This is a genomic window from Streptomyces sp. NPDC048424, from assembly GCF_040651555.1.
Classification (GTDB): Bacteria; Actinomycetota; Actinomycetes; order Streptomycetales; family Streptomycetaceae; genus Streptomyces.
Map to the genome: position 1 here is coordinate 19,326 of NZ_JBEZKE010000024.1, position 26,323 is coordinate 45,648.

23 protein-coding genes are annotated in these 26,323 nt (G+C 74.2%); 7 read left to right on the plus strand and 16 right to left on the minus strand.

The annotated features are described in order from the left end of the window. Positions 1-116 precede the first annotated feature (116 nt). The 11 genes from AB0D29_RS28245 to AB0D29_RS28295 all read right to left on the minus strand — a co-directional run bounded on the left by AB0D29_RS28245 (position 117) and on the right by AB0D29_RS28295 (position 15,613). Positions 117-1,847 carry a thiopeptide-type bacteriocin biosynthesis protein gene (locus AB0D29_RS28245; protein ID WP_362858072.1) on the minus strand — a complete coding sequence of 577 codons (1,731 nt, stop codon included), beginning with the start codon at positions 1,845-1,847 and terminating at the stop codon, positions 117-119. Positions 1,848-1,893: 46 nt separating this feature from the next. Next, a complete protein-coding gene (locus AB0D29_RS28250) occupies positions 1,894-3,822 on the minus strand; it encodes a TOMM precursor leader peptide-binding protein (RefSeq protein WP_362858074.1) in 1,929 nt (642 codons plus the stop codon). Further along, positions 3,819-5,660: a hypothetical protein gene (locus AB0D29_RS28255; RefSeq protein WP_362858075.1), complete on the minus strand. Its 1,842-nt coding sequence runs from the start codon at positions 5,658-5,660 to the stop codon at positions 3,819-3,821. Before AB0D29_RS28255 ends, AB0D29_RS28250 begins: the two co-directional genes overlap by 4 nt. Beyond that, entirely contained in the window at positions 5,657-6,832 is a 1,176-nt protein-coding gene (locus AB0D29_RS28260) for a lantibiotic dehydratase C-terminal domain-containing protein (RefSeq protein ID WP_362858077.1), read from the minus strand. The genes AB0D29_RS28255 and AB0D29_RS28260 overlap by 4 nt, the downstream gene beginning before the upstream one ends. Before the next feature lie 62 nt (positions 6,833-6,894). After that, on the minus strand, positions 6,895-9,657 hold the full coding sequence (locus tag AB0D29_RS28265) for a lantibiotic dehydratase (protein WP_362858078.1): 2,763 nt from the start codon (positions 9,655-9,657) through the stop codon (positions 6,895-6,897). Between the two features lie 138 nt (positions 9,658-9,795). After that, complete coding sequence (locus AB0D29_RS28270; RefSeq protein WP_030721918.1) at positions 9,796-9,978, minus strand: thiazolylpeptide-type bacteriocin; 183 nt, start codon at positions 9,976-9,978, stop codon at positions 9,796-9,798. Between the two features lie 23 nt (positions 9,979-10,001). Beyond that, on the minus strand, positions 10,002-10,190 hold the full coding sequence (locus AB0D29_RS28275) for a thiazolylpeptide-type bacteriocin (RefSeq protein ID WP_362858080.1): 189 nt from the start codon (positions 10,188-10,190) through the stop codon (positions 10,002-10,004). Between the two features lie 486 nt (positions 10,191-10,676). Continuing rightward, positions 10,677-11,312: a hypothetical protein gene (locus AB0D29_RS28280; RefSeq protein WP_362858082.1), complete on the minus strand. Its 636-nt coding sequence runs from the start codon at positions 11,310-11,312 to the stop codon at positions 10,677-10,679. 109 nt (positions 11,313-11,421) lie between these two features. Next, positions 11,422-12,297: a hypothetical protein gene (locus tag AB0D29_RS28285; RefSeq protein ID WP_362858083.1), complete on the minus strand. Its 876-nt coding sequence runs from the start codon at positions 12,295-12,297 to the stop codon at positions 11,422-11,424. 123 nt (positions 12,298-12,420) lie between these two features. Continuing rightward, entirely contained in the window at positions 12,421-13,065 is a 645-nt protein-coding gene (locus AB0D29_RS28290) for a GAP family protein (RefSeq protein WP_362858180.1), read from the minus strand. Positions 13,066-13,285: 220 nt separating this feature from the next. Further along, positions 13,286-15,613 carry a macro domain-containing protein gene (locus tag AB0D29_RS28295; RefSeq protein ID WP_362858085.1) on the minus strand — a complete coding sequence of 776 codons (2,328 nt, stop codon included), beginning with the start codon at positions 15,611-15,613 and terminating at the stop codon, positions 13,286-13,288. A 288-nt stretch (positions 15,614-15,901) separates the two neighbouring features. Between AB0D29_RS28295 and AB0D29_RS28300 the strand changes: the two genes are divergently transcribed. Beyond that, complete coding sequence (locus tag AB0D29_RS28300; RefSeq protein WP_362858087.1) at positions 15,902-17,392, plus strand: MFS transporter; 1,491 nt, start codon at positions 15,902-15,904, stop codon at positions 17,390-17,392. A gap of 20 nt (positions 17,393-17,412) precedes the next feature. Here the strand turns inward: AB0D29_RS28300 and AB0D29_RS28305 are convergent, their stop codons facing one another. The 3 genes from AB0D29_RS28305 to AB0D29_RS28315 all read right to left on the minus strand — a co-directional run bounded on the left by AB0D29_RS28305 (position 17,413) and on the right by AB0D29_RS28315 (position 21,101). Further along, on the minus strand, positions 17,413-18,549 hold the full coding sequence (locus tag AB0D29_RS28305; protein WP_362858088.1) for a mechanosensitive ion channel family protein: 1,137 nt from the start codon (positions 18,547-18,549) through the stop codon (positions 17,413-17,415). A 194-nt stretch (positions 18,550-18,743) separates the two neighbouring features. Then, positions 18,744-20,018 (minus strand): pyroglutamyl peptidase, encoded by a 1,275-nt coding sequence (locus AB0D29_RS28310; protein WP_362858090.1) that lies wholly within the window; start codon positions 20,016-20,018, stop codon positions 18,744-18,746. 177 nt (positions 20,019-20,195) lie between these two features. Beyond that, a complete protein-coding gene (locus AB0D29_RS28315; RefSeq protein WP_362858092.1) occupies positions 20,196-21,101 on the minus strand; it encodes an NAD(P)-binding domain-containing protein in 906 nt (301 codons plus the stop codon). Between the two features lie 84 nt (positions 21,102-21,185). Here AB0D29_RS28315 and AB0D29_RS28320 point away from each other — a divergent pair, with 84 nt between their 5' ends. Beyond that, positions 21,186-21,557: a helix-turn-helix domain-containing protein gene (locus tag AB0D29_RS28320; RefSeq protein ID WP_362858093.1), complete on the plus strand. Its 372-nt coding sequence runs from the start codon at positions 21,186-21,188 to the stop codon at positions 21,555-21,557. Between the two features lie 24 nt (positions 21,558-21,581). Here the strand turns inward: AB0D29_RS28320 and AB0D29_RS28325 are convergent, their stop codons facing one another. Then, entirely contained in the window at positions 21,582-22,187 is a 606-nt protein-coding gene (locus AB0D29_RS28325) for a hypothetical protein (RefSeq protein ID WP_362858095.1), read from the minus strand. A 204-nt stretch (positions 22,188-22,391) separates the two neighbouring features. Then, complete coding sequence (locus tag AB0D29_RS28330; protein WP_362858097.1) at positions 22,392-23,108, minus strand: hypothetical protein; 717 nt, start codon at positions 23,106-23,108, stop codon at positions 22,392-22,394. A gap of 114 nt (positions 23,109-23,222) precedes the next feature. Here AB0D29_RS28330 and AB0D29_RS28335 point away from each other — a divergent pair, with 114 nt between their 5' ends. The 5 genes from AB0D29_RS28335 to AB0D29_RS28355 all read left to right on the plus strand — a co-directional run bounded on the left by AB0D29_RS28335 (position 23,223) and on the right by AB0D29_RS28355 (position 26,316). Then, a complete protein-coding gene (locus AB0D29_RS28335) occupies positions 23,223-23,711 on the plus strand; it encodes a hypothetical protein (protein ID WP_362858099.1) in 489 nt (162 codons plus the stop codon). Between the two features lie 283 nt (positions 23,712-23,994). Further along, complete coding sequence (locus tag AB0D29_RS28340) at positions 23,995-24,231, plus strand: DUF5958 family protein (protein WP_362858100.1); 237 nt, start codon at positions 23,995-23,997, stop codon at positions 24,229-24,231. Between the two features lie 31 nt (positions 24,232-24,262). After that, on the plus strand, positions 24,263-24,361 hold the full coding sequence (locus AB0D29_RS28345; protein ID WP_362858181.1) for a DUF5958 family protein: 99 nt from the start codon (positions 24,263-24,265) through the stop codon (positions 24,359-24,361). Positions 24,362-24,534: 173 nt separating this feature from the next. Further along, positions 24,535-25,311, plus strand: coding sequence for a hypothetical protein (locus tag AB0D29_RS28350; RefSeq protein ID WP_362858101.1), 777 nt, complete (start codon positions 24,535-24,537; stop codon positions 25,309-25,311). A 48-nt stretch (positions 25,312-25,359) separates the two neighbouring features. Beyond that, positions 25,360-26,316 (plus strand): GNAT family N-acetyltransferase, encoded by a 957-nt coding sequence (locus AB0D29_RS28355; RefSeq protein ID WP_362858102.1) that lies wholly within the window; start codon positions 25,360-25,362, stop codon positions 26,314-26,316. The last annotated feature ends 7 nt before the right edge of the window (positions 26,317-26,323 follow it).

Consider the following 26,323-nt stretch of genomic DNA (forward strand, 5'->3'; position numbering starts at 1 on the left):
CGGCCGGCTTCACGGCTCCGGCCGGGTGGTGACGGCCGACGCTACCGACTGGCCACCGGGAGGGTGGGCAAGATCTGACATTCGGCGGGAAACGGCCCCCCGTGCGGGGGGCGTTGTCAGCCGGTGTTCCGGTGCGGGCGGCGGCCCAGCGGCAGGAGGTACTGCAGGGGCTGGTCCGGGTCGTGGAGGCCGAGGAGTTCGTGGGCCAGGTCGTCGTGGAAGCCGCCCAGCGGGGTTCCGCCCAGGCCCAGGGCCGACGCCGTGAGCAGCAGGGTCTGGGCCAGGTGGCCGGTTTCCAGCAGGGCCAGGCGCAGCGCGCGCAGTCCGTAGCGGCGGCGCAGCAGGCCGAGGTCGGCGTAGAGGGCGAGGAGTACGGGTGCCTGGGCGACGCCGATCCAGTCCGGGTCGGCCGACGGGCGCGAGAGGTACGTCGACAGGGCGGTGATGTCCTCAAGCGGTGCCACCGGGCCGATGCGGCGCAGGGTCCGGCGCTCGGGGACGCAGTCGTAGGTGCCGGCGGGGAGCCCGGCCACGTCGAGGACGAGCAGGCGTACGCGTGCCGTGTGGAGGGCGCCCGCGCTGGGGTAGGGGCGGTGGGCCAGGGTACGGGTCGTGCCGTCGGCGAGGCGCTGCTCGCTGCGGCCGCTCTCGGTGAGGGAGTGCCACAGCAGCGCGCCGAGCGTGCCCGCGTCGAGGGGGCCGGTGAGGGCGCCGCGGAGGCAGGAGCGGGCGGCGAGGACGGCGCCCAGGGACACCTCGGGCAACGGATCGGCGGGGAGCGGGACTTCGGCGGCAGCGGCCGCGACGGTGGCCGTGGCCGTGGCCGTGGCCGGTTGGTCGTCGTCGGTCGGGGCGTACGGGCGCGGTGCCGAGTCCTCGCCGCGGCCGATCTGGAACTTGCTGCGCTCCAGGTACTGCACGTCGGGGGCGGTGTGACCGGGTGGGAAGAACCCGGCCGGTGCGTCGCCGGTTTCCAGCAGGGTGCGTGCGGCCAGCCGGCACACGGCCCGTTCCTCGTCGGGACTCACGCCCAGCCGGTTGAACAGCATGTGCAGCTGCGAGCCCCAGACCGCGGCCCGGGTCCGCTCCCCCAGGCCGTCGAGGCGTGCGTCGGCCTCCCGGACGTGTTCGGCCCAGTGCGCCGGCCAGGGCGCCGCCGTGCCTTCCCGCAGGCGGTCGCGCAGGTCGGCGGCGCGTGCGCCGAGGGTCGTGCGCTGGGCCGCGTGGACGGTGTTGACGCGGGTGTGGATCGCGGCGGCGGGCAGCAGCGGCACCTCGGTGACCCAGCGCCAGCCCGCCGCGTGCGCGCGCAGCCAGCGTGCGGCGGCGAGCCGGTCCATGCCGAGCGCGTACGCGGTGGTGTGCGCCAGGTCCGCGGCCGCGGTGATCCGGGACGCGGCCGTGCCGGCGGCGGGCAGCGCCCGCAGTACGTCGAGGGCGGTGCGGGTGGAGGCGCCGAAGACCGCCTCGGCGACGGGCAGCGCGCGCGGTCCGCCGTAGCGCCGGGTTTCGGGTACGTAGGGCACGGCGCGGACCTCGCCGTGCCGGGAGGTCCACGGGCCGGGCACGGCGGGCACCTGCCGCGCCTTGTGGGCCAGCAGGTCGGGGAGTTCGGGGAGCCGCGCGGTGGTCCGGACACGGATCCGTACGTGGGGGCCGTCCTCCCCGTAGCGGATGAAGAACCAGTCGTCGGCCTCGCCGGCGGCGACGAGGCGGTCGAGGAGCGGGGCCGCGTCCCGGACCAGGAAGCGGTCGGTGTCTTCGGTGGTGGAGTGCAGGAAGAGGTGGTGGCTCTGCCAGGTGCCGGCGGCGGTGCCCGTGCCGGTATCGGTGTCTGTGGTCGTCACGTCGTCCGGTCCTCGTCGTCGCATGTCGGTCGGGGTGGGTCGCGGGTCAGGGGAAGGGGTGCGGGTGCAGGGGCAGTTGCTCGTGGCGCCCGGGCCGGGCGGTGCGGCCCAGGCGGTGGGGCACCTCCAGCAGCCGGGGCAGGCCGAGGGTGCGCCGGTTGACGTGCCCGAAGGTCATCGGCAGGGCGCCGGGGACGACGGTCTTGACGCAGTGCAGGCCGAACCGCTCGCGCAGCCCCGGCTCGCTCTGGTCGACGGTGATCACCTCCAGTCCGGCGCGGGCCAGCCGCTCGACGGTCCGCGTCAGGAGGTCGGAGAGGTCGGGCACCGGGGCGGGGGCACCGGGCCAGGCCTCGGCGACCTGCACGGCCGGGGTGTCGGCGAAGAGGAACTCCAGGCGGGGGGCGGCCTCGGGCAGGGTGCTCAGCCCGACGTGGTCGTCCAGGGTGCGTACGAGTTCCGGGCGCTCCAGCATGGGCCGCAGCCGCTCGGGGTCGCGCGGCCCTCCCTCGGCGAAGGAACGGTGCGGTGCCTCCAGGACGTTGGTGACGGCCTCGGCGACGGCGGAGCGGATGGCGGCGCGCGGATCGTGGTGGGCGCCGGCCGCGAGGAACATCCGCGGCGCGTCCGGGTGGCCGCCCTCGTAGCGGCAGACCGCCAGGACGGCCGGGACGGCGAAGTCGTTGGTCGCGTCGAGGAGGAGCAGCCGGTAGCCGGCGGCGGCCGCCCGGTCCGCGAGCAGCAGGGTGTCGGTGTCCTCGGCCGGCAGGCGGACGCGGCGCAGCGGGGTGGCCGCGTACCAGGCCATGAGGAAGGCGTCGCGCTCGGCGACCTCGAACAGCCCGTACAGGGCGGCTTCTTCGGGGCTGTTGCCGAGCCCGCAGCCGTTGGAGGACTCGTACACGACGCGGGTGCGGTCGGGGCCGGGCACGTCCCAGTAGGCGACGTGCTCGGGGACCGCGGTCGGCCGGCGGTGGGTGAGGGACCAGCCGCGTACCCAGTGGAGCGGCAGGTCCGGGGTGTAGGGGGCGGTGGGCGAGCCGGGGTGGCCGTGGTGGGCGGGGTCGGGCAGGCCGAGCCGTTCGGGGTCCAGTGCCTGGCCGGGGCCCAAGTCGGCGAAGGAGGCCCGCAGGTCGGTGCGGCGGCCGGTCGGGCGCATGCCCGCGTACCGTTCGACGGCCTCGAAGAGGGCGATGCGCTCGCTGTCGGCGAAGGTGCGGGCCCGGCCGTGGCCGCCGTCGTCGACGGACCGGCCGTCGGTGACGACCGCGCTGGTGAGGCTGAACGCCGAGTCCTCGGAGCGGCGCAGCAGCCGGACCGGCCCGAACCGCTCGTCGTACAGGGCGGTCCGCAGTGCGGCGCCGGTGGTACGGGGGTTGGGGCCGCGCAGGACGGCCGGGTCGGGCATCGGGCGCGGTCTGGCGGGCAGGGGGCTGAGGGGGGTGTGCGCGTCGGACGGCAGCGGGCGGCACACGTGGCAGCCGCCGATCGGGCGGACGTGGTGGGTGGACCAGGTGCCGCGGCCCTGGTGGACGACGTGGACGACGGCGGAGTCCGCGTACGGGTCCGGGTTCGGGTCCGGGTTCGGGTCCGGGTTCGGGTCCGGGTGGTCGAGGAGCTGCTGTACGAGGGCCTCGACGGCCGGGGTCAGGGCCGGTGAGGGCACTCCGGCCAGGGTCAGCTTGGGGCTCTGCCACGGGACCCGGCCGCCCGCGGTCGCCAGTCGCTGGTACTCGGTGCAGGCGAGGCAGGCCGCGGCGCCCGGCCGGAGCACCGGGCCGATCACGGCGAGGGCCCCGTCGTAGCGGACCGGGACCAGGGTCAGGGGCCGGCGCAGGGCGTGGCGGCTCAGTTCCTCGGCGAGGCCGAGCGTCCAGTGGGTCAGCAGGACCGCGGCCCGGCCGGTGGTGGCCGCCAGGGCGGTGGCGGCGTCCAGTACGGGGACGGCGGCGCGGGCGGGGGCGGGCGCGGTCATCGGGTTTCCTCGGCGGTGCGCAGCACGGTGAAGCCGAAGGAGCGCAGCAGGCCGGCGGGTTCGGGGGCGGAGGAGGCCGGGGCGAGGGCGGCGGGGCCGGCTCCGGACAGGCGGTGCAGGGTGTTCTGGAAGTCTTCCTCGCGCCCGGCCAGTTCGGCGAGCCAGCCCCCGGTCCAGCCGAGGTCCTCCCAGGCGGCGGTGCGTGCGCCGGCCGCCGCCAGCGGGGCGACCGCGCCGCCGGAGGGCCGGGGCCGGCCGGCGGACGGCCCGGCCGCGGCGGTGCAGGCGGCGGTGACGGCGGCCAGCGCGGCGAAGGACGCGGCGTCGCCGGGCGTCGCCTCGACGGCCTCGCCGAGCACCGGGCCCGGCCCGCGCCCCGGCCCCGCCGGGGCGCGGCGGACCACGGCCCGGTAGGCCTGCGCACGGGGGGCCGCCCGGTGCACCTCCAGGCGCGCGGCGACGGCGAGCCGGTCGGTCAGGGTCGTCCACCAGTGGCGGAGCTGCGGGTGGCCGGACCATCGGGCCGGGTCGACCGCAGTGCGGCCGTCCGGGACGGCGGCGGCGAGGCGGCGTGCGGCAGCGTGGCGCAGGGCGCGGCCGCGGGCGTGCCCCGGGTCGGCCCCGACGGTGAACGCGGTGTCCCCGAGGAGCAGTTCGGCGGCCCGGCAGAACAGTTCCAGCCGGGCCAGGTCGAGGCGGGGCCCGCCGCCGGTCAGTGTGCGGGGCGTCCCGGCGTTCTGGGTGGCGGGGCCGGGCAGCGTGCAGGTGGCGAGGGGCACCGGGAGTTGGGGCAGCTCCCCCGGCAGCGGTCCGGGCAGGGGTCCGCAGCGGTGCTCCCCGAGGGCGGTGACCCGCCGCAGCGCCTCGTCGAGCCCGGCCGGGGGCGCGAGGCGGACGCGGCGGTCCGCGTCGATCCGTTCGGGGCCGAGCCAGCTGTGGTGGTCGGCGCGCGCGGGGCGGGTGTCGGCGAGGAGGACGGCGGGGATCCCGGGGAGCAGCCGCGGGTCCTCTCCCTCGGCGGCCGGGTCGGGCAGTCCGGCGGCCGCGCACAGCAGCCGGTGTGCTGCGGCGCCGGCCAGCAGCGCGGCGAACGCGCCCGGGACCTCAGGGGATTGGGGCTCGCCGGCGCTCCCGGCGCGGTCGGTGAGCCGGGCCTCCAGGGCCGCGGCGTCGGCGCGCGCCTGGGCGGCGCTGCCGGGGGCCGTCACGTATCCGGTGGCGCCGCCCAGGCCTGTCGCGACCGCCCGGCCGTATCCGGCGGCGCGGACGGTCAGCAGGACCCGGTCCCCGGGCAGCCCCGGGTCGGGGATGCCGGTGACGGGCAGACCGCAGGCCTCCAGCGCCCGTAGGGCGGCCGCGGCGGGCGGGGCGGCCAGGTCGCGGGCGAGGACCTCGGCGCGGGCGGTGGCGAGGGCGGCGGCCGCGTCCGCGGGGTGAGCGGCCGTGGCGTCGATCCACCGTACGACGGCAGCTTCCACCGAAGGGTGTTCGGCGGCGGGCGGTCCGGGGACGAGGAGGTCGTGGTCGGCGAGTTGGCCGACGAGGGTGTCGACGGCGACGCGGACGGCCGAGCCCGGCTCCAGGCCTTCCCGGAACTGTGTGAGACGGCCGGAGCGCAGGGGTTCCTCCAGCAGGCCCCACACCACCGGAACGGCGGTGCTGCCCTCCAGGGTGACGCTGCCGCGCCGCCCCCGCAGGTGCAGTCCGGCGCGCAGCGGGGTGACGGCGGTGCCGGGGCGCAGCCTGTCGCCGCCGCCCGCGCGGCCCCTGCCGGTGTCCGCAGTGGTGTCCGTGCCGGTGTCGGTGCCGGTGTCCGTGCCGGTGTCCGTGCCGGTCATGTCCGTGCCTCCACCGCGTCGATGACGGCGCCGATCTCGGTGCGCCAGTCGCAGCCGGTCAGGGCGGGCACGGCGCGGACGACCAGGTGCGCGGCGAGGTAGCGCTCCAGCGGGCGGACGTCGCAGACGGCCAGCAGCCGGTACAGGGCGTTCGTGCAGGCCCGGTGGACGAGGTAGTCGGGGCGGCTCCACATCGCGCCCTGCGGGTCGGCGCGGCGCAGCAGTCGGTGGAACTCGCTGTAGCGGGTGCGGATGTCCTGGTTCCAGCGCTCGTGCGCGGCGGTGTCCCCGGTGGCGGCCGCCCGGGCCCGGTAGGCGAGGGGATCTCCGTGCAGGTCGGCGCCGGCGTCGTGGCGCTCCTGCGTGAGCCGCCAGGCGCCCTGCGAGAAGCCGGCCCAGGCCTGTTCCCAGTCGTCCGCGCGCCCGTCGGCGATCCGTCCGACGAGGCCGGTCACGGTGTCGCCGGCCTGTTCCCCGTGCCGTTCGAAGGTGGCGCGCAGCCTTCCGTCCGGGTCGTCGTGGAGCAGGAAGTCCTCCAGGTGGGAGACGTAGGACCAGTGCCCGCCCGTGAGGCCGCCGGGGTGGGCGCAGGCGTGGGCCGCGAGGGCGGTCACCGCGAGGCGGAGCCGGGCCCGGTCGGTGTCGCCGTGTCGGCCGAGGAAGTCGGCGCCTGCCCGCAGGGCGTCCAGGCCGGACCGCAGCAGGTCCTCCCGCAGGCGGGTCCCGTCCGCTCCGAGCAGGCCCCGTACGGAGGACCGGTCGACGGGCTCGATCCGGACCGTGTTGTCGGGGAGGACCGGCCCGTAGGGCGGGGGAATGAGTTCGGCCCGCCCGGCCTCGGCGGCCCGTTCCAGGAGTTGGGCTTCGGTGAGGTCGCTGTGGGAGGGGTGCGCGCGCAGCCGGGCACGGATGCCCGCGGCCGCGGCGGCGGCGGTGTCGGCGACCCGGGCGGGATCGGTGCCCTGCAGGCGCAGTCGCAGGTGCGGGCCGTGCAGCCAGTGCCGCTCCACGTGGGCGGCGGTGCCGTCCGCGGCGGCGGCAGTGGCGAGCGGCAGCATCACCTCGCGCAGCAGCGGGGCTTTGACGGGGTGGTGGTAGTACGCGACGACGTCGAGCGCGCCGCTGTCGCGCGGGTCGTCTCCGGCGGGGGTTTCGGGGTCGGGGAAAGGCATGTCCGGCAGGCTCCTCTCCTGGTGCTGCGGGCTCGACGGGCTCGGCAGGCTCGGCAGGGGGGTCATCGCGGGTGTCCGTCCCGGTAGACCTCCAGGACGAGTTCGACGGCCCGGGTGGGCGCGGCCAGGCCGCCGGGTGCGGGCAGCGCCTCTTCCAGGACGACGCCGTCGGTGTGCCGGGACAGCCATTTGGCCAGGCAGCGCAGGTGCAGGGCGTTGCCGAGGTCCGCGAGGTGCGGTTTGGGGCGGGCCAGTCGGCTCAGGAAGTCCTCGGTGGCCCGGCCGGTGGGGGCGCCGGCCACCGGGTGCAGGAAGACCTGCTCGGGCAGGCCGAGCAGGGCGCGCCAGTGGGCCGTGGCGGCAGCGGGGACCCGGCCGGGGCCGGTGTCGGCGGCGAGGTCGGCGCGCAGCCGGGCCACCACGGCGGACGGCAGCAGCCAGCGGCGGCGTTGGAGCACCACGTGCCGGTGGCGGAGCCGGGAGCTGAGGGTGACGTGGCCGCCGGGTGCGGGCAGGGCCCGGCGGGGGGCGAGGGGCCGGAAGTCGACGACCCCGCCCGGGTGGTCGGCGAGGTGGGGCGCGATGCGGGCCGGCAGCAGCACGGGGGCGAGGAAGCCGGGGTAGAGGACGTCGAGCAGCTCGCCGGTGGTCCGCAGGCGTATCCGGACCTGGTCGGTGGCTTCGTCGTGGACGAGTTCCAGGTCGGCCTCGGCGATCGGGGTGCGGCGGCGGTCAGGGCCGATCTCGTCCGGGACGAGGAGGGGGTGGAGGTTGGCGTTGAACCCGCCGACGGGGCGGATCTGGGCGGGGCGGGCGCCGGGGCCGAGGCCGCGGCGGAGTTGGCGGGACACCTCGGCGGTGGCGCGGGGGTCCAGGGAGTCCAGGAAGCGGCTGGCGAAGCGGCCCCATCCGCCGTAGACGTGGTTGACGGCCAGCAGCCCGGAGGCGGGGTCGCGCTGGAGGAAGTAGGCGTAGCTGAGGGGCCGTTCGACGGTCGGGGCGGGGAGCCGCTCGCCGAGGGTCTTGAGGGTGTCGGCCGGCAGCGTCGCCTCGTCGCGGGCCTCGGCGGGATCGTTGCGGTCGCGCAGGGCGTCGGCGACTTCCGTACGCAGCCGGGCGAGGGGTTCGGTGGCGCTGGGGAACGCGTCGCGGTCGGCGGGGTCGAGGAGGGCGATCCGTCCGGCGGACTCCCAGGCGGCGGTGACGTCCGGGCCGAACTCCCAGGGGTGTGCGCAGCGTCCGCCGAGGCCGTAGCGCTCGACGAAGCGGTCCCGGACGGCGCGGCGGACGAGGTGGCCGAGGTCGAAGAGTTCGGCGAGGGCGGTGACCTCGCCGAGCGCCTCGTGGTCGGCGGCGCCGAGGAAGCCGTCGAGCGCCAGCGGGCGCGGGGCGACCACGTCCTCGGACAGGACGGTCAGCGGGGCGGAGGCGGTGGGGACGGGCCGGCCGGCGGCGGCCAGCTCGGCGGTCCAGCGTTGGGTGAGGACGGTGAGCCGCTCGGGGCGCTCCGCGGCCGGGGCGGCGGCGAACCGGGCGGTCAGCGAGCCGAGTTCGGCGATCCGGTCGGCGCGTTCGGCGTCCTCGGGGTGGCCGGGCGCGAAGGACCGTAACCAGGCGGCGAGGTGGTGCAGGGGGTCGGGGTCCTGCGGGGGGACGGGGTCCTGCGGGACCAGCAGGCCGGCGTGGGCGAGCTGGTCGAGGAAGGCGGCGGCCGCGGCCCGGCCGCCATCACCGCCGCTACCGCTATCGCCACCTCCGTCGGAGTCGGAGTCGGAGTCGGAGTCGGAGTCGGGGTCGGGGTCGGGGTCGGCGTCGGCCGGGCCGAGTGCCGCGGCCAGCCGCCGTGTCAGCTCCGCGAGCGGTACGGGGTTCTCGGCGAGGGCGGTGAGCAGGCGCAGCGGTCCGCCCAAGGCCACCTCCGCCTCGTCCTCGCCGGGCACGAGGTAGCGGCCGCCGGCGAAGGAGGGCCGGTCGCGGGAGTACGCGGCCCGCCCGTTGGCGGTCCGTGCGGTGCTGGTGATGCGGTGGGGCAGCGTGGTGCGGCGGTGCGGAGCGTCGAGGAGGGCGAGGGTCAGCGCGGTGGTCAGGGTGCGGTTGGCCCGTACGACGGGGCGCAGGGGGCCGTCGAGGACGGGTGCGGCGCCCCAGGAGGTGACCGGGCGGGCGGGGGCGCCTGCGGGGGCGGCGGCCAGCGGGCCCCATCCGACCGCCGTGAACCAGGACAGCGGGCTGGTCTTGGTGCTGGCCCGCAGGGCGTAACGCAGCACGGTGGGCTCCTCTTTGCGGGCCCGGCGGTCGGCCGCGCCGGTGGCGGCACGGTTCACGGCGCGCAGCAGGTCGGCGCTGGTCAGGGCGGTGGCCTTGGCGAGGGCGGGTTCGCGGCAGAGGGAGACGAGTACGGCGCGTTCGGCTTCGAGGGCGGGGCCCGCGGCGGCTTCGAGGGCGGTGAGGAGGGTGTCGCGGTCGGCGCGCAGGGTGAGCCAGGCGTCCAGCCGGGGAAGGCGGGCGGGCAGGTCGCCGAGGCGGGCGAGGACGGCGGGGCGGGGTTCGCGGCCGTTGTGCAGGGCCCGCCGCAGGGGCAGGACGACGTCGCGGTGGAAGTCGGCGGGGTGGTGGTCGCGGGCGGCGTACAGGTCGTCGCAGAGCGGTGCGGCGGTCAGGGCGAGTTCGGTGTCGATCCGGTGGAGGCGGGCCAGCAGGTCCCGGAAGGCGGCCGGGGCCGGGTGCTGGGCCGGGTGGGCGAGCACGGTGGCGCGGGCCAGCGCGCAGGGGGCGGAGCGTACCCGGTAGCCGTCGGCGCCGGGGGTGGAGTGCGGCTGCGGCATGGGTTTCCGTCCTGTGGGTGGGGGCGGGTGCGCGGGCTTCCCGCCGGGCGCGTGGCACGGCGGGAAGCGTCTGCCGAGCGGTCGTGCGGTGGTGCGGTGGTGCGGTGGTGTCTTCGTGCGGTGGTGCGCCCGTCCCCCTTAGACGGGGAGTTCGGGCATCTGCGGGTGGGCGCAGGAGGACGAGCCGCAGGAACAGGAGCTGCCGCCGTTGGACGCGCCGCCCTCGGGCAGCGCGACCGTGTCCCGCATGGAGGTCACGGTGAGTTCACCGAGGTCGAGTTCGTCGAGGTCGAAACCGGAGGACTGCGTGCGGTCGGTCATGGGGTTTCCTCTCGTGTGCGGGGTCAGGCCTCGAGGGGGACGGAGTTCTGCGGCTGGGCGCAGGACGACGATCCCTGGCAGGAGCAGGAGCCCCAGGACGCCCCGCCCTCGGGCAGTGCGGAGGTGTCCCTCATGGAGGTGACGGTGAGGTCGCCGAGATCGAGTTCCAGGTCGTGGAGTTCGAATTCGGGGGTACGTGCAGGGTCGGACATATAAGTCTCCCGGGGTGTGGAAGCGGAAAGCCGAAGGTGCACTGGACTTCAGTCGACCGGATCGCCGGGAAAGCATTGCGAGGTCGTCCGGACGGCGGCAAGCGTGCGGGGCTGCTGCTCGCTACCTGGGCAAGTCCGGTTCGACTTCGTCACGTTGCCGTCGGCGAAATCCGGCCACGGGGGTGTTCCGGCCGATGTTCCGGCCGCTCTCCAGTATTCCCCGGGGGTGCTCGAGCCCCGCCGGAGCGTAAGCGGCCGCATTTCTCGGCGGGTGCGCGGAAATTGCGCCGACCGGCTTGATTTCGGCGAATTCCCCGAGCGCGTTTATCGGTGCCGGCCGATGCCGGGCGGGGCCTGTCGGGTCGGGGGCGGCGGGTCGGGCTGGGCAGGGAAAGAGGCGTGCCCTGGGAACAGCCGAAGTGGCTGTTCCCAGGGCACGGTGGTGGGGCTGGGGCTGCCGGGCGGATCAGTAGGTGACCGTCGCGTTCAGGACGTAGCCCGTGACCCACGGCTTGCCGTCGCGGAGCGGCAGGTAGCTGTGGTCCTGGCCCCGCACGACAGACCACTCGCGCGAGTCGTACAGCCGGGTGGGCGTGACGGGTAGGCCGTGACGTGGCCACCGGAACGGGCTTTGGTTACGGTCAGGTTGAGGGCCACGGCGGTCGCACCGGCCGGAATGCCGCTGTTGCCGCCGACCTTCACACGGGTCGTGCCGTACGGGAGGACCGGGCCGGCGGCGGCGCCGGTGCCGTCGCGGGTGTCCAGCAGCCGGGTCGGGCCGTGCGGGGTGAACTTTGAGCCGGAGGCCTGGACCTCCACGCTGTTGGTGGCGGTCACGTTGTTGTTCAGGTCGGTCGGCGTGACCGTGACCTTGTGGGTCCCGAGCTCGGCGAACTTGTGGTCGGCCTTGAGGAGCTTGGCGTTGGTGGTGTGGCTGGTCCCGGCCTGGCCGTCACCCCAGTTGATCTCGACGCGGATCGAGGACTCGACGCTGGTGCCGATCTGGGACGCGAGGCTGATGCCGTGCGCGGTGGTGGCCTTGCGCACGGTGCGCTCGGCCGGGCTGTGGAAGACGGCGGAACCCGCCGCCGCGGCCTTCGCGGAGTCACTCCTGGCGGCCACGCTGCCCGTACGGTCCGCAGGCTCAAGTCGCCGGCGGCGCGCGGAGTGCCGGGGTGGCACCGGGGGTTGGGGCGGCCGGCGCGGCGCTGCGGCGTCAGGGGCGGCGGCGTCAGGGGCCGCCGGTGACCTTCCGCAGCTGGTACAGGTCCTCGGAATCCGGGCGGCCGACGCGCTGGTAGATCTTGGGCTCCCCCGCGGTGCCGCCGACGCTCCACGCCGGCCAGGAACACCCCGGGACCTGTACGCGGACCTTCTGGGTCCGCGCGCCCCGCCCGGGTTCGTACGACCAGGTGCCGGAGCCCGAGCACTGCGGTGGCCGGCGGTCGGGGTCGTCGCCGGGGCCGTACTCGGCGACGCCGAAGGCCGTGACCCGGCCGTCCGGCGTGAAGACCAGGCTTCCGCTCGTGTGGTCGACCCAGGTCCCGGGCACGGCCGCCGGCCCGATCGCCGGCGGCTCGTACGCGGGCAGCAGGCCGGCGGTGAGCCCCAGTGCGCCGAGCAGGCCCGTCCCCGCCACCGCCGCCGTACCCCACAGCGCCACTTGCCGACCCAGTCCCGGGTGCCGGGGCCGGGCGATCAGGGCGCCAGTCGAGAGCGATGCGGTGGCCATCGCCCAGAAGACGAGCGCGGGCTGCGTCTCCACGTGGTTGTACGAGGCGAAGGCCCAGATCGGCGGTGCCACCAGGGCCGCCACCGCCGGCGGTACCCACCACCAGGCCTCGCGGCCGCCGATCCGGCGGCCGAGCTGGTCCGCCAGCGCCACCGCCGGCAGTACGAAGATCAGGGACAGCAGGAACGCGATCACCGCGACGATCATGCCGAAGGAGAGCAGGCTCGCCGCGAGGGCGGTGTGGTCGACCGGGCTGTCCGGCGGCGGTTGCGTCTGGACGTACAGGAGGATCACGACGACGGTGAGCGCGACCTCCAGGCAGCCCACCAGCGTCGAGACCAGCAACATCCGGCCGTACGACCGTTTCTGATGCACGGCCAACCCCCTCGTGGCACGGCGAAATGAACGCTTCCGCCCTGCTCGGCGGCGCGCGCATCCATACTGCCAGCCGGACTGAACGTGTTCAATTCATCTTCGCGCCCGCCTCGCGCCGAGCGGTCAGGCGACCAGCTCGTAGATGCCGCGGGCCGCCAGCCACAGGCCGACGAGCAGGGAGAGCGTGACGATCAGCTGCTCCTGGTGCCGCTCGAGCCAGATCCGCAGGGCGTCCAGCCTGGTGCCCGCGGCCGCCGGCGCCCAGAGCGTGTACGTCTCCATGACGATGAGGCCGAGGGTGGCCAGCAGGCAGTAGCCGGCGAGTGCGAGCCAGTCGGTGAGGGAGGAGAGGTCCGCGGCGACGACCGTGGCGGCGCCGGCACCGACCAGCGCCCAGGGCTGCAGCAGCCAGGCCAGCCCGGCGGCCGTGACCAGTGAGGCGCCGTCCACCCGGGCGGTCCAGCGCGGCGGGCCGTGCGGGCGGGGCGGCCGACGGCGCCGGTGCGCTGCGTACAGCACCATCCCCAGCCCGATGGCGAGTTTCGCGCTCGCCGCGGCGGTCGAGGGCGCGCTGTGGCGGGCCGGGGGCTCGCCGCCGGTCAACAGCACCACGCACGCGATCACCACGACCAGGTTGGCGAGCCACGACAACAGGAACGCCATGCCCTTGCGGACGCCTCGCCGTGAGGAGAGCAGCAGGATGAAGGCGCTGTTGTGCAGGGGGCCCAGGGTGATGGCCGTACCGATCACGACCAGGTCGAGGACCATCAGCGCAGTCACTCCCGGAGGCCAGGGCCGTCCGCCGGCTTCGGACGGGTGGACCGGAGACGGGGTCGGGCGGCGCTGTGGCGACACCGCGTTCCGACTCTGCGTCCGGCGGCGCGGGCGGTCAAGCAGGCCACGCGCACGTACCCGAATGCCGCACGGCGGATGGCGGGAGGTCCGCCGCGGCCCACACCGCGGTCAAGGCCCTCGATCGGCGAGGGGGTCAGGACACCACGGGGGTGGCGTCCACTTCGGTCAGCTTGACCGTGTACAGGCCGCTGCGCTCGCTCTTCACGTCCGTCACCTTGAGCTGCGTGCCCGGTGTGAGGATGTACTCCTCCTCCCCCGTGAAGGCGGAGAAGCTCCTGATCCCGACCGCCTTGGCGGGCGTCACCTCGAAGAGCGTCCGCTTGCCGCGGCTGCCCAGGAAGGACCGCGCCACGTTCAGCTGGGAGGTGCACGAGGAGACGCCCCACCAGGTGACCGTCCGGCCCACCGGGTACTGCGCCCGCAGGTCCAGCGACACGCCGCGCCACAGCGGCTGCGTGTGCGCGGGCAGCCCCGAGACCGCCGAGAACAGCAGGCGCAGGTACGGCAGGTAGGGCGTGACCCTGGTGCGGTCCGGGGAGCGCAGGACGGCGTTGATCTCGCGGTAGAACGCGGACTCGCAGGTGTAGAGGTAGAGGGCGGCGATCGCGTCGGCGGACAGGCCGCCGGACGTCTCGTCCGCCCGCCGCTTGCCGAAGTCGCGTGAGCGGTCGATGTGTCCGGCGAGCCCGGACAGCGTCCGGGCGACCGGTGCGACGGCGTTCTGGAAGTCCATCAGCGGGGTGTCGAAGACGCCGGTGATCGCGGGGAGGACCAGGCCCTCGTCCTTGACGCTGGTGAGGCGCTCCAGGTACAGCTGGTGCAGGTTCATGGTCGACTCGATGAAGGCGCCCATGCGTGCCGCGACTCCCCCGTCCGCGCCGGCCGCCCCCGCGTTCCATCCCTTGCTGGGCAGCCAGTCGATCACGTCGGCGCCAAGCGAGGTGAGGGCCTCGTTCACCAGGGCGAAGTGGTCGCCCTCGCAGAAGAGGTCGCCCTGCGCCGCCGGGTTCGCGTGGTCGATGTGGCGTACCTCGACGTCCGGGTACTTCTCCTGCAGGCGCAGGACGACCCTCTTCAGGTTGCGGGCGTGCGCCCCCCACCACGCGAAGACGATCCCGCGGTCCTCCTCGTCGGCGTCCTGCTTGGCCTTGAGGATCTCCTCGACGATCCGTTCGGCGACGGGCCGCCAGAACGCCGTGTGCTGGTCGGCGCCCATCGCTCCGTCGCCGCTGGCGGTGAGCGAGGCGTTCAGCAGCAGCACGCCCTGGGTGAGCATCGCCTGGAACCACTCGGGCGGCTGGACGGTGTCCCGCTCCTCCAGCAGCGCGCGCACGTCGGCGATGGGCGTCTTCTTGGCTATGCCGTACTTCCACATCGCCGCCGCCTTGATGAGGCAGCGGATGCTGACGACCCTGCCGAACTGGCTGTCCTTCCAGTCGCTGAAGGTGTTGTCGAACATGGCGATGCCGGTCGCGCTCTCCGGCCGCGGGTAGGGGTTCTGGCCGAAGGCGACGACCTTCCACTTGTGCGGCGGGTTGGGCTTGAGGGCCTGGAAGGTCAGCTCGCGCACCGGGACGACCTCGGGGCTGCGGCCCTTCCCGATGAAGCGGGGGGCGTCCGGCAGCGCCTCGATGACCGGCTTCAGGAGCGGGAGCCAAGGCTCGCCGCCGCCGTCGAAGAGTTCGGTGAGAGCCAGGGGGTCGTTCGCGTCCGTCATGGCAGAGGGGCTCTCGTTCGTCGTGGTCGGGGCGGGGACGTGGCCGGCGGGCTGGCCGGCCGGGGCGGGCGGGGCAGGCGGGACGGTCTTCGGCACCACGATGCGCACCCGCTCCTCGACGGGGGCGTTCTCGATGCCGTTCAGCTGCGTGACGATCGTGGCGCGCAGCTCGTCGTCGTCCTCGAACCAGTGGTCGTGGAAGAGGGTGTAGCCGGTCCACATGAGGTTGGCGCAGACCCTGGCCGGGACCCGGCCGGTCTGCGCGCCCATCCCGACCAGGGCCACGGAGCGGATGCTGCCCGGCTTCTGCCGGTTCTGCCGGTGAACGGCCTGGAACGCGGCGGCGCACGCCAGGGCCACGTTCAGGGTGGCGCTCACGTTCTGCGAGGACTGGACCATGGTCGGCGTCGATATCAGGTACCGGGGGGTGGTCGCCCCCGAGGGGACGCAGACCGCGCTGCCCACCGGGAGGGCTCCGGCGAACCGATCGCGGATCGCGCGCTGCACGCGCACCTGGATGCCGGATCCGAGGTGGCGCTTGATGGCGGCGTCGACCCCGCCGTCCATCCGGCCGCGGGAGTTCGTCGGGGTGACCCAGGCGTCGACGTCCTCTTCGAGGATCGAGCCCCGGCGGATCTCGATGCCGGGGGTGTCCGCGAACGCCGCCCGCCATGCCTCCACCACGCGCTCGTTCACGTCGGTCAGCACCACCCTCAGCGTGGGCTGAACACTGCTGTCGGTCATCGTCCGCTCCTGTCGGGAAAGGCCCCTTGCAACACTCCGAACGTAACCGTCGGCACTGACAACGGCGCTCCGGTGCGGGGGTGGTGACCAGCCGTCACAGCTGCGGAAACGTCCCGCCGGGACCGTTCGGGCCGCGCCGGGGGCGTCGCTGCGGGTGTGTCGCGGCAGGTGTGTCGCTGCGGGTGTGTCCGGGGCGTGCGCGCAAGCTGGGACGGGGCCGCATGTCCGTCCGGTTCGCGGGAACCCGGCAGGGCAGGGGGGCGTTCGCGAAGGAGGGATCAGGGAGCCATGGCATCCGACTCGTCGCCGGTGTCCGTGCCGGCCACCACGGGCACCGTCACCACGGCCGTGCCGGCCCGCCTCGACCGCCTGCCGTGGTCCCGGTGGCACTGGATGATCGTGATCGGTCTCGGCACCGTCTGGATCCTCGACGGCCTCGAGGTCACCATCGTCGGCAACGTCGCCGGCCGCCTCGCCGAGGAAGGCAGCGGCCTGGACATCACCGCCGCCCAGGTCACCGGTGTCGCCGCCGCCCTCTACGTGGCTGGTGCCTGTTCCGGGGCGCTCTTCTTCGGATGGCTGACGGACCGCTACGGCCGCAAGAGGCTGTTCATGGTGACCTTGGTCGTCTACCTGGGTGCGACCGCGATGACCGCGCTCTCGTTCGAGTCCTGGTGGTTCTTCCTCTTCCGCTTCCTCACCGGTTTCGGCATCGGCGGCGAGTACGCGGCCATCAACTCGGCGATCGACGAGCTGATCCCGTCCCTCTACCGGGGCCGCGTCGACCTCATCATCAACGGCAGCTACTGGCTGGGCGCGATCGGCGGCGCCCTGCTGTCCGTCGTGATGCTGGACACCGACATCTTCCCTAAGGACCTCGGCTGGCGGCTCAGTTTCGCCCTCGGCGTCGTCCTCGGCCTGGTCATCCTGCTCGTACGCCGGCACGTTCCGGAGAGTCCCCGCTGGCAGTTCATCCACGGCAAGGAGGAGGACGCCGAGGAACTGGTGTCGTCGGTGGAGCAGCGGATCGAGCGGGAGAAGGGCGAACCGCTGCCGCCGCCGGCCGGCGAGATCACCATCCACCAGCGCAAGAGCATCGGCTTCGGCCTGATCGCCAGGACGGTCTTCGGCCGCTACCCGCGCCGCGCGGTCCTCGGCCTGTCGCTCTTCATCGGCCAGGCGTTCCTCTACAACGCGGTCACCTTCGGCTTCGGCACCATCCTCACGACGTTCTTCGACGTGCCGACGGGCAACACCGGCTACTACTTCGCCGTCATCGCCGCGGGCAACTTCCTCGGGCCCCTGCTGCTCGGCAAGCTGTTCGACACGGTCGGGCGCCGGATCATGATCTCCTCCACCTACCTGCTCTCGGGTGTGCTCCTGTTCGGCACGGCATGGCTCTTCGACCAGGGTTCGCTCACGGCGACGACCATGACGGCCTGCTGGTGCGTGGTGCTGTTCTTCGCGTCGGCGGGCGCCTCCAGTGCGTACCTGACCGTCTCGGAGGTCTTTCCCATGGAGACCCGGGCCATGGCCATCGCCTTCTTCTACGCCCTCGGCACCGCGGCCGGCGGCATCAGCGGCCCGCTGATCTTCGCCGACCTCACCTCGTCGGGCGTGGTCGGCGACACGGCGCTCGCCTTCCGGATCGGCGCCGCGCTGATGTGCGCCGCCGGCCTCGTGGCGGCCTTCCTCGCGGTCAAGGCCGAGCGCCGCTCGCTGGAGGACATCGCCGAGCCGCTGTCGGTGGCGAAGCCGGACCCGGCCGGCTCGCGGTGACCACGCCCTTCGTCGACGGCCTAGCGGCCGCTGTCGGTGAGCTCCGTCAGTTCCGTGCGTTCCGTGGCGATCGACGGTGACGCCCCGCGCTGGTGGGGTACGGGCGCGTGCGGGGGCGGGGCGGGGTGCTCGTCGTGCTGGAGGGCGACGGTGCGGGTCGGGGCGGGGATGGAGATGCCCTCCGTACGGAAGCGCCGGTGCAGGCGCTTGATGAACTCGTGCTTGATCCGGTACTGGTCGCTGAACTCGCCGACGCCCAGGATCACGGTGAAGTTGATGCGGGAGTCGGCGAACGTGTGGAAGCGGACGGCTCCTTCGTGGTCGGGGACCGCGCCGTTGATGTCGGCCATCACGCCGTCGACGACGTCGAGGGTGACGCGCTCGACGTGCTCCAGGTCGCTCTCGTAGCCCACGCCCACCTGGACCAGGATCGAGAACTGCTGTTCCGGCTGGGTGAAGTTGGTCATGTTCGTCCGCGCGAGACGTCCGTTGGGGATGATGACCAGGTTGTTCGACAGGTTGCGCACCACGGTGTTGCGCCAGTTGATGTCGACGACGTACCCCTCCTCGCCGCTGGTGAGCCGGATGTAGTCACCGGGCTGCACGGTCTTCGAGGCGAGGATGTGCACCCCGGCGAAGAGGTTGGCGAGGGTGTCCTGGAGTGCCAGGGCCACCGCCAGGCCGCCCACTCCGAGGGCGGTGACCAGGGGCGCGATGGACACGCCGAGGGTCTCCAGGGCGACGAGGACGCCCATCACGAGGACCACGATCCGGGTGATGTTGACGAAGATGGACGCCGACGCGGCCACCCCGGTGCGGGTCCCCGCCACGGACTGGACCAGGCCCGCGACGACCCGCGCCGTGCTGAGCGTGGCGATGAGGATGAGCAGCGCGGTCAGGGACTGGTTCACGAACCCCGAGACCCGGGCGGTGAGCGGCAGGGTCGTGGCGGCCACCGCGGCGCCGGCGATGAGCGCGGCGCCCGGGGCGATGGTGCGCAGCGCGTCGACGATGACGTCGTCGCCCTTCCACCGGGTCCGCTCGGCGTGCCGGCCCAGCCATCGCAGGAGGGCGCGCAGCAGCAGCCCGGCCGCGGCGCCCGCCGCCAGGGCGATGCCCGCGACGAGCCAGTCGTGGAGGACGAGATCGCGGTTCAACGGACCTCCTCCGCTGCGCGTTCCCGGCCCGGGGGTGTGGCGGCGGGCGCTGCCGAGCGTCGTATGAGGTGTGTCGTCACCTTGTCACCTGTCAGTTCGTCGTGCTGTAAGCCGCGTTCGGGCGTGTGTACGCATCCGGAACGGGCTGCCATCCTGCCCCATGGCGGGGTGACGGACCGCAGGCGGGGCGGCGGCTAGCGGCGTACGGCGGCGTGTTCGAGGACGGCGCGGACCTCGGCGGTGATCGCGCTCTCGTTGTGTTCGAACTCGGGGCCGGTCAGCAGCCGGGGGTCGGCCGGCAGGCCGGTGAGGACGGGGGTGTGGAGGTGCCCGCCGGGCAGGTGCGGGGCGAGTTCGGTGCGCAGCCGGTTGGAGCGGTAGGCGACCTCGTTGGACAGGTAGCCGCCTCCGCCGCCCGCCACGGCGCGCGAGCCGGGTGTGGGCCCGTCGGTCCGGTCCACGGGGGCCGTGGCGCCCGCCGGGATCTCGGTGACGTCGGGGTTGAGGAGGACGGGGTAGGGGCTCTGCACTGCGGCGGTCACCGCGTCCGCGGGGAGGGTGGTGCGGATGAACTCCGGGCCCGGGCCGAGGCCGGGGGCGGTCACGGGGTGTTCGCGGGTGCCGCCGGAGAGGGCGCGTGCGTTGTCGGGGTAGGGGTCGGCGGAGCGTGCGCGCCCGGCCCAGTCCTCCAGGGTGAAGATGCCGGGGTAGCCCTGGCTGACGGTGGTGATGATGTCGGCCGCGGCGGGGCCGGCGGTCAGGTGCGGGGCGAAGGCCCGCTCCACGATGCCGGCGTCGAAGTCTGCGTAGCGGACGGGCAGGACGACGGCGCGGATCTCGGCGGGGCTGCCGTCGGCAAGGGTCACGCGCCGGCCGTTGAGCTGGAGGGCGGCCGATCCGGACGGGTTGGCGCGGCGTATCTCGGCGTCGAGTCCGAAGGGGTCGAAGCCGCTGATGAAGACGCGTCGTACGCCGGGCGCGGCCTGGAAGGCGTTGTCGGTGAGGCCGCGGGAGGCGTCTTCGAAGCGGGCCCGGAGCGCCGCCCGGTCGACGGTGAACCTCGGCTGCCAGCGGGCGAGTTCGGCGGTCATGGCGAGCCGTGCCCAGTACAGCGGGCGGTCGTCCGCGGGGGCGAGGTCGCCGCCGGGCCGCTGTCCCTGGGCGCGGCGTACGGAGGCCTGCCAGAGGGCTTCGCCCCAGGTCCGCAGGAGCCGTTCGGCCTCGGCGGGGCCGCGCGTCGTGCACAGGGCGGCGGGCAGGCGCCGTACGAAGTCCCCGAGTCCGGCTCGTTCGACCAGGGCGGTGGTGCGGGCGTCCGCGAGGCGTGCCTGTTCGGCGTCGAGCGCTGCGGTCGCCGGGGGGCGGCAGGCCGGGGTGCCGTCGGCGGCGTGCGCGGGCGGGGCGACCGTCACGGGGAGGACGGTGACGAGGAGGGCGGCGGCCGATGCCGCACGACGTAAGAGCATCATGCGATGTGACATTACATAGCGGCTGTCACCCCCACCAGGCACACCGGCCGCAGCCGCCGGGACTGGCTCAACTGCGCCGCCGCAGCGTCCGGTTCGCACGCCCCGGGGCCGCCGGGCACGGTCCGCCCCGGGTCACTGCGGGGTGTGCCGGGGCCCGTCGGTCGGCGTTGGACAGGTTCAGGTGCTTCGGATGCCGTCGATGATGCGAGTCCAGTTGTCGCTACCGTGTCCGTTCTCGATCGCGTGCCGGTAGTGGGCCTGCACGGCCAACGGGAGAGCGAGGTCGAGGCCGAGTGCCGCGCTGGTCTCGACGATGTGGTCGGCCGTCGCGCCCATCATGGTGACCGTGCTGAGGTCGCCGGGATGCTCGCCGGCGTCCAGCGCGGCGCCGGGGGTCTCTTCGCCGGCCCTCAGGATGGCGCCGATCGAGTCGGCGGAGGCGAGCAGCTCCGGCAGCGTCTCCGTGGCCTTCATCCCTGCGGTGCCCAGCATCGCGGTGGCGTGCATCAGTGCGGACAGGGTGGTGAGGAACACCGCGAGCTGGGCTTGGTACATCATCTGGGCGAGGCCCGGATCCTCGCCCAGGTACTTCGGCGTGCCGAGGCGGGCCAGGGCCGCCTGGTGGCGGTCCATCACCTCGCCGGGGCCGCTGTAGTAGACGTGGGCGGCCTCCGTGCCGACCATCGGCGCCGGGACCATGACACCGCCGGTGAGGAAGGCGGCCTCGTGGCCGGCTGCCCACGTTGCCGCCTTGCGCGTGCGGTCGGGTGTGTCCGAGCTCAGGTTGACCAGCGTCCGGCCGGTAAGTGATGTGGTGGCGGTGTCGAGGATGTCGTACATCGCCTGGTAGTCGGTGAGGCTGAGGATCACGAGGTCGCTCGCTTCGAGCGCTTCGCCCGGTGTCGCCGCGAGCGTCGCCCCGTCGGCGACGACGCCCTCAGCCCGGCCGGCGGTGCGGTTCCAGACGGTGACCCGGTGGCCGGCGGTCAGGAGTGTGCGGGTGATCGCCTGGCCCATGGGGCCGAGCCCGATGACGGTGACGGCGCTGTTGCGGCTGGTGGTGTGGTGCTGTTGTTCGTTCACCCCTCCATGCTCGGAGAGGGCCACTAGTCTCGGAAGTACCCACTATTTCCTGGGGTACTTACCTTTTAGTAAGGGGGATCGGTGATGGCCAAGGCGCCGAGGCGCGGGCCTTACATCTGCGGCATCGACGCGGCGCTCGATGTGGTGAGCGGCAAGTGGAAGGGGCTGATCCTCTGGGAACTCGAAGCCCATCGCGTACGCCGCTTCGCCGCGCTCCGTCGCGGTCTGCCGGGAGTGAGCGAGAAGATGCTGACCCAGCACCTGCGGGAGATGGAGGAGGACGGGCTCGTGCACCGGGAGGTCTACGCCGAGGTGCCGCCGCGGGTGGAGTACTCCCTGACCGAGCACGGGCGCACGCTCAACCAGGCGCTCGGGGCGCTGGGTGCCTGGGGCAGTGAACGGATGCGTCGCGAAGGCCTTGAGGTGGTGGACGCGGCCGGGGCCTCACACGGCTGAGGGCCCCGGCCGCCGGCGCGCCCGTCAGGGGCGCAGGCCCGCTCGCCTGAGTGCGATCTCGGACAGAGCCGCGACGACCTGCTGGTCGCCGCGGCGCCAGGCGTCCGCGAGGCCGCCCGGCGGGGCGGGGACCGCGAGGAGGTCGCCCGGCGGTCCGGTGAGGGCGCGCAGCGCGAGCAGGTCGGCGCCTGCGGGTGCGTCGCGCAGGCGCCGGATGGTGGCGCTGCGCCGGATCCAGCGCAGGCGCAGGGGAAGCCACAGCAGGAGCACGAAGGCCACGGGGATGACGATGAGGACGACGGTGGCCAGGGTGGCCACCTGGCTGACGGCGTCCTGGAGCGACTGTCCGGCGTCGGCGATCCCGGTGCCGGCGTCGGCCGCGGACTGGAACGGCTTCTTCAGCAGATCGCCGACCAGCGGCACGTCCGAGGCCGTCTCGCCGGCGTCGTGGAGGGCGGTGGCGAGGCCTTCGCCGGAGCTCTCCACCTTCCGTCCGGGCTCGGCCAGCAGCATGATCGCGTCGTGGACGGCCAGGGCGAACCACACCGCGGCGGCGATCAGGACCACGGCGATCAGGTCCGCGAGGATCTGGCGGTTGCGCCGCGCTGGGGTCTGGGCGTAGAGAAGCATCGGCTGCTCCTGTTCCGGTCATGGCGTCGAGGAGCCGACCCCGGCCAGGTGTGCGGTGCCGGCGGCAGGGCTCGGCCGGTTGCTCGACCGTACGTCGGAATCGGCCCTTCCACCGGTGTTCACGGGTACACGTCCGCGAGCCGTTGCCGGGTTGGCGCAGCGTCGTCGATTCCGCCGTGGCGGGCCGTTGCGGGCCCGGGCGGGTCAGGGGGCGGCGGGCGCGTAGTGGTCGGCGTACTCCTGGAGGCGGGGGGCGAGCGGGCCGTCGGCGACGCCGGTGGAGTTCTCCCGCATCCACAGCTCGTTCTCCACGACGAAGCGGTACGCGAACTCCTCGAAGGTGTCGGCGCACCGCATCAGCGAAGCGGCCACCGCGGCCCGGACGTCCTCGGTCGGCTCCCCGTCCGCCCACCAGCCGGCGGACTCCAGTTCCACGTGCGAGAAGACCACGAACGCCTCGCCGCAGGGGTGCAGGTACAGGTACCAGATGACGCAGTCCTGCTGGTCCCGCAAGAACCGTACGAGGCGGGCACCCTCCTCCATCGGGCTGCGCAGCGGGCCGGAGAGGTGGCTCCAGCACGCCGTCACCGAGACCTCGTCGAAGGCGCGGTGGAGGCGCTCGCTGCCGTAGAAGGCGGCGAAGCCCTCGGGGAGCGCCAGCCCGGCCTCCCCCAGCTCGCGCGCCAGGGCCGCGAGGTGCTCCCCGTGTTCCGATCGCGGTCCGTCCGCCCCGCCGAGCCAGTCGAACCGGCCGTCGAGTCGCGCGGCGTCCAGCGGCGGCAGGCTCTCCACGGGATACACGTCGTAGGTGGAGGCGCAGGGCCGGAAACCTCCCAGGTCGGTCGCGCACCAGCCGGTGGGGAACGGAACGCTCGCCGCGGCGTCGGCTGCGGGCCCGGAAACGGAATCGGAAACGGACATGGAAAACCCCTTGGACGGTGGCCGGTTCGGCGCTGTGCCCGCATCCTCGCGCCCGCCACTGACAACGGCCGTCTTCGTGACCGCGGCGTCTGGCCGCGTGCGAGGATCCCCACCATGGATCATGAGGCGGTGTGGACGACGTACGCAGCGGTGGGCAAGCCCTCTGCGGGGCCCGAGGACGTACTGCGCATGGTGCGCGGTGGCGCCCGTACGGAGCCGGGCGGGCGCGTCGAGGCGCTGGTCGCCGAGTGCGTGCTGTGCGGCGGCGGAGCGGACGAGTTCGAAGCCGCCAAGGGCGAGTGCTTCTGCGTGGGTTGCTGCATACCTCTCGGCATCAAGGACGGGGAGATGCGGCCCGACGCCTACCCGTGGACGCTCGAACCGACCGAGACCCCGCTGCCGCCCGCCTCGCCGGGCCCCGGCTTCGAGCGGTCGGACCTCCCCCGTTGCCCCGCAGGGCACGACGTGTTCCAGGTGGCGGTCGCGCTCGCCCTCACGCGGGACGGGGCGGTACGGGGCATCTCGGTCGGCCTGAGGTGCCCCGAGGACGGCGCGCTGTGTCTGTACGTCGACAACGCGCGCGTGGTGCCGGGCGCGTCCTGAACTGGCGTCGGCTTCCGTTTAGTTCGGCGTTGGGCCTTCGGTCTCCGGCGGGGCGGGTTCGTTCTCGGCGGCCGGCGGCCGCCGCGTACGGTGTCGGCATGACGGGTGGGCTGTGGGCAGCGGATCGGTTCGCTGAACCCAAGCGGAGCGGCACGGGCCGCCGGCTCCACGGGGCGTCCTCGCGCCTACGAGGGTTTCCAGGCCGAGGGGACCGGCCAGGGCGCCGGGGCCGCCCTGGAGGCGGCACCTGCGGCGGTACTCGGCGGCGTGGGATGATCAAGAGATGACCGGAACGAGCAGTGAGGACGGTGCCGGCCTCCGGCGCGAGACCGAGCGGGTCGTCAACGAAGTGGCCCAGGAGCTCCGCACGTTGGACGACGGTGCCGCCTGGTTCTCCGGCCTCTCCCCCGCGGGCCGGCAGGAGGTGCTGCGGCAGGTCGGCGGGTACGCGATGCAGGCGCACATCACAGCCGCAGACGGCCGCGCCGGGGTGGCGCGGTCCGGGGCTCCCCGCCGATGAGCACGTGACGGCGTTCCGTGTGCTCGTCTCCGTGTTCGCCGTCGCCGATACCCGCCGCAGGGAGACGTACTGCAAGGGCGCCTGCGGACACGCGTGGCACAACCTCCCTGCGGCAGCCCAAGAATCGTAGCGACGGCTGCTCCCCACTACGGCCACTGTGGCTGATGGGGTTGTGGGGGAACCGTCGTTCCGTGTGTGCCGTCCGTAGGGGGCGGGGCGCGTTCGCGGCGGCCTCCTCGGCGGGCCGCAGTGGCATGGCCGGGGGGTGGGTGAACTGGCCCACGGCGCAAGGGGGGAAACGACATGGCTCTGGACACGAGGGAGCAGCCGGCGGGGGCGGGGGGCCGGGCCCGGGACGAGTGGTGGGGGGCGGTGGGCTGGGCGCTGCTGGGGGTGGTGCTGCTGGCGCTCTCCGCCGCGGTGGGCAGCCTGATCACGGGGCAGATCGCCTACGAGAAGTCGTTCCTGGGAGCCCGGCCGTGCGCCGAGGCGCGGGAAGAGCGGGAGGCGCAGGGGACGGGCGCCTGCCTGCGTACGGTCCGTGCCACCGTGCTGTCCGCTCAGGCCGCCAAGAGCGGCCCGAAGAAGGCGACCATTTTTCAGGTGCGGCTGCGGGCGCCCGTTCCGGCTCCCGCCGATCGGCCGTTCAACCTCGATCCGGACGGCGAACTGTCTCGGCTGGTCAAGCCCGGTGCCGAGGTGGAGGTCGTCACCTGGCGGGACGTCCAGGTCTCCGTCCGCCACGACGGAGTCAGTGAGACGCTGCCGGGGCTGCCCGACGAGGCGACCATGTACGTCGGGATCACGCTGGTCGGCGTGTGGATGACGGGGGTGGCGTTCATCGCCGCGTTCGGCAGTGCCCGCCGGGCCCGCTGTCATGCCACCGGCCGCCCCGTCACGCCGCGGGTCGGCTTCGGCATGGCGAAGGTCCTGTGTGTGGTGGTGGTTCCCCTCGTCGTGTCGTTCTTCGCCATGACGGTGTGGGACGCCTGGATGGCGGCGGGCACGACGGTGGCCGTCTGGGCGCTCATCGCGTTCCCTGCCACGCTCGCCGCCCTGCGGTGGGACCGCGACAGCTGAAGCCGGCCTGTCCGACCGTCAGGTCCGGTACGGCCTAAGGTCGGTGGCATGAAGATCAACATGTTGACGCTGCCCGTGGCCGAGACCGGGGTCGACTCCTGGCTGGCGGTCCTGGCCTCCGCCGCGGCGGCCGACCTGCCGCAGTTGCCCGCTCCCTCGCGGACGGAGGTCGCCGGCCGGCTGCGCGTGCCGTCGGGCCGCGGACGGGCCGTGCTCTGGGCGGCGGAAGAGGGTGCGGGTGTGGCCGCTCTGGTCCTGTTCTCGGAGGAGGCCAACCGGCACACCGCGTTCGTGGACGTGCTGGCCGTGCCGCCGCGGGCGCGGCGCCGGGGCGTGGGCACGGCCTTGTGGGAGCGGGTCCGTGCGGAGCTGGTCGCGGACGGGCGGACCTCCGTCGAGGCGATGGTGGACCTCGGCGGTGCGGGGCAGGCGTTCGCCGAGTCGCTCGGGTTCGTGAACGTGCTGCCGATGGCCTGGTACGAGCAGGAGTTCCCCGAGCGGCCCGCGCCGGTCCCGGCCACGCCCGGCTACGAGCTCCTCGCCTGGCACGGCCTGGTGCCGGACGCCTGGGCTCCGGCCGCGGCGGCGGCCCACGGGGCGATGGAGGATGCGCCGAGCGGGGACATGGACCTGCGGCTCGAGCCCTGGACCGCGCGGCGGCTGCACTTTGTGCAGCAGCTGGTCCTGGACCGGGGCGGGGAGCTGATCACGGTCGCGGCGGTGACCCCCGAGGGTGAGGTGGGGGCCTACACGGAACTGGTCCTGCCGGATCCCTGCGGCACGCGCGCGCTCCAGTACGACACGGTGGTCACCCCCCGCCACCGCGGCCGGGGCCTGGGCCGCGCCGTGAAGCTGCACATGGCGGCCCATGCCGCCGGCCGGTATCCGGCACTGCGCCGGATCGCCACCACGGTGGCGGACGAGAACACGCCCATGCGGACGGTGAACGAGTCCCTCGGCTACCGCCGCGAGCGCGGTACGGCGTACTTCCAGCTCAAGCTGTAGCCGCGCC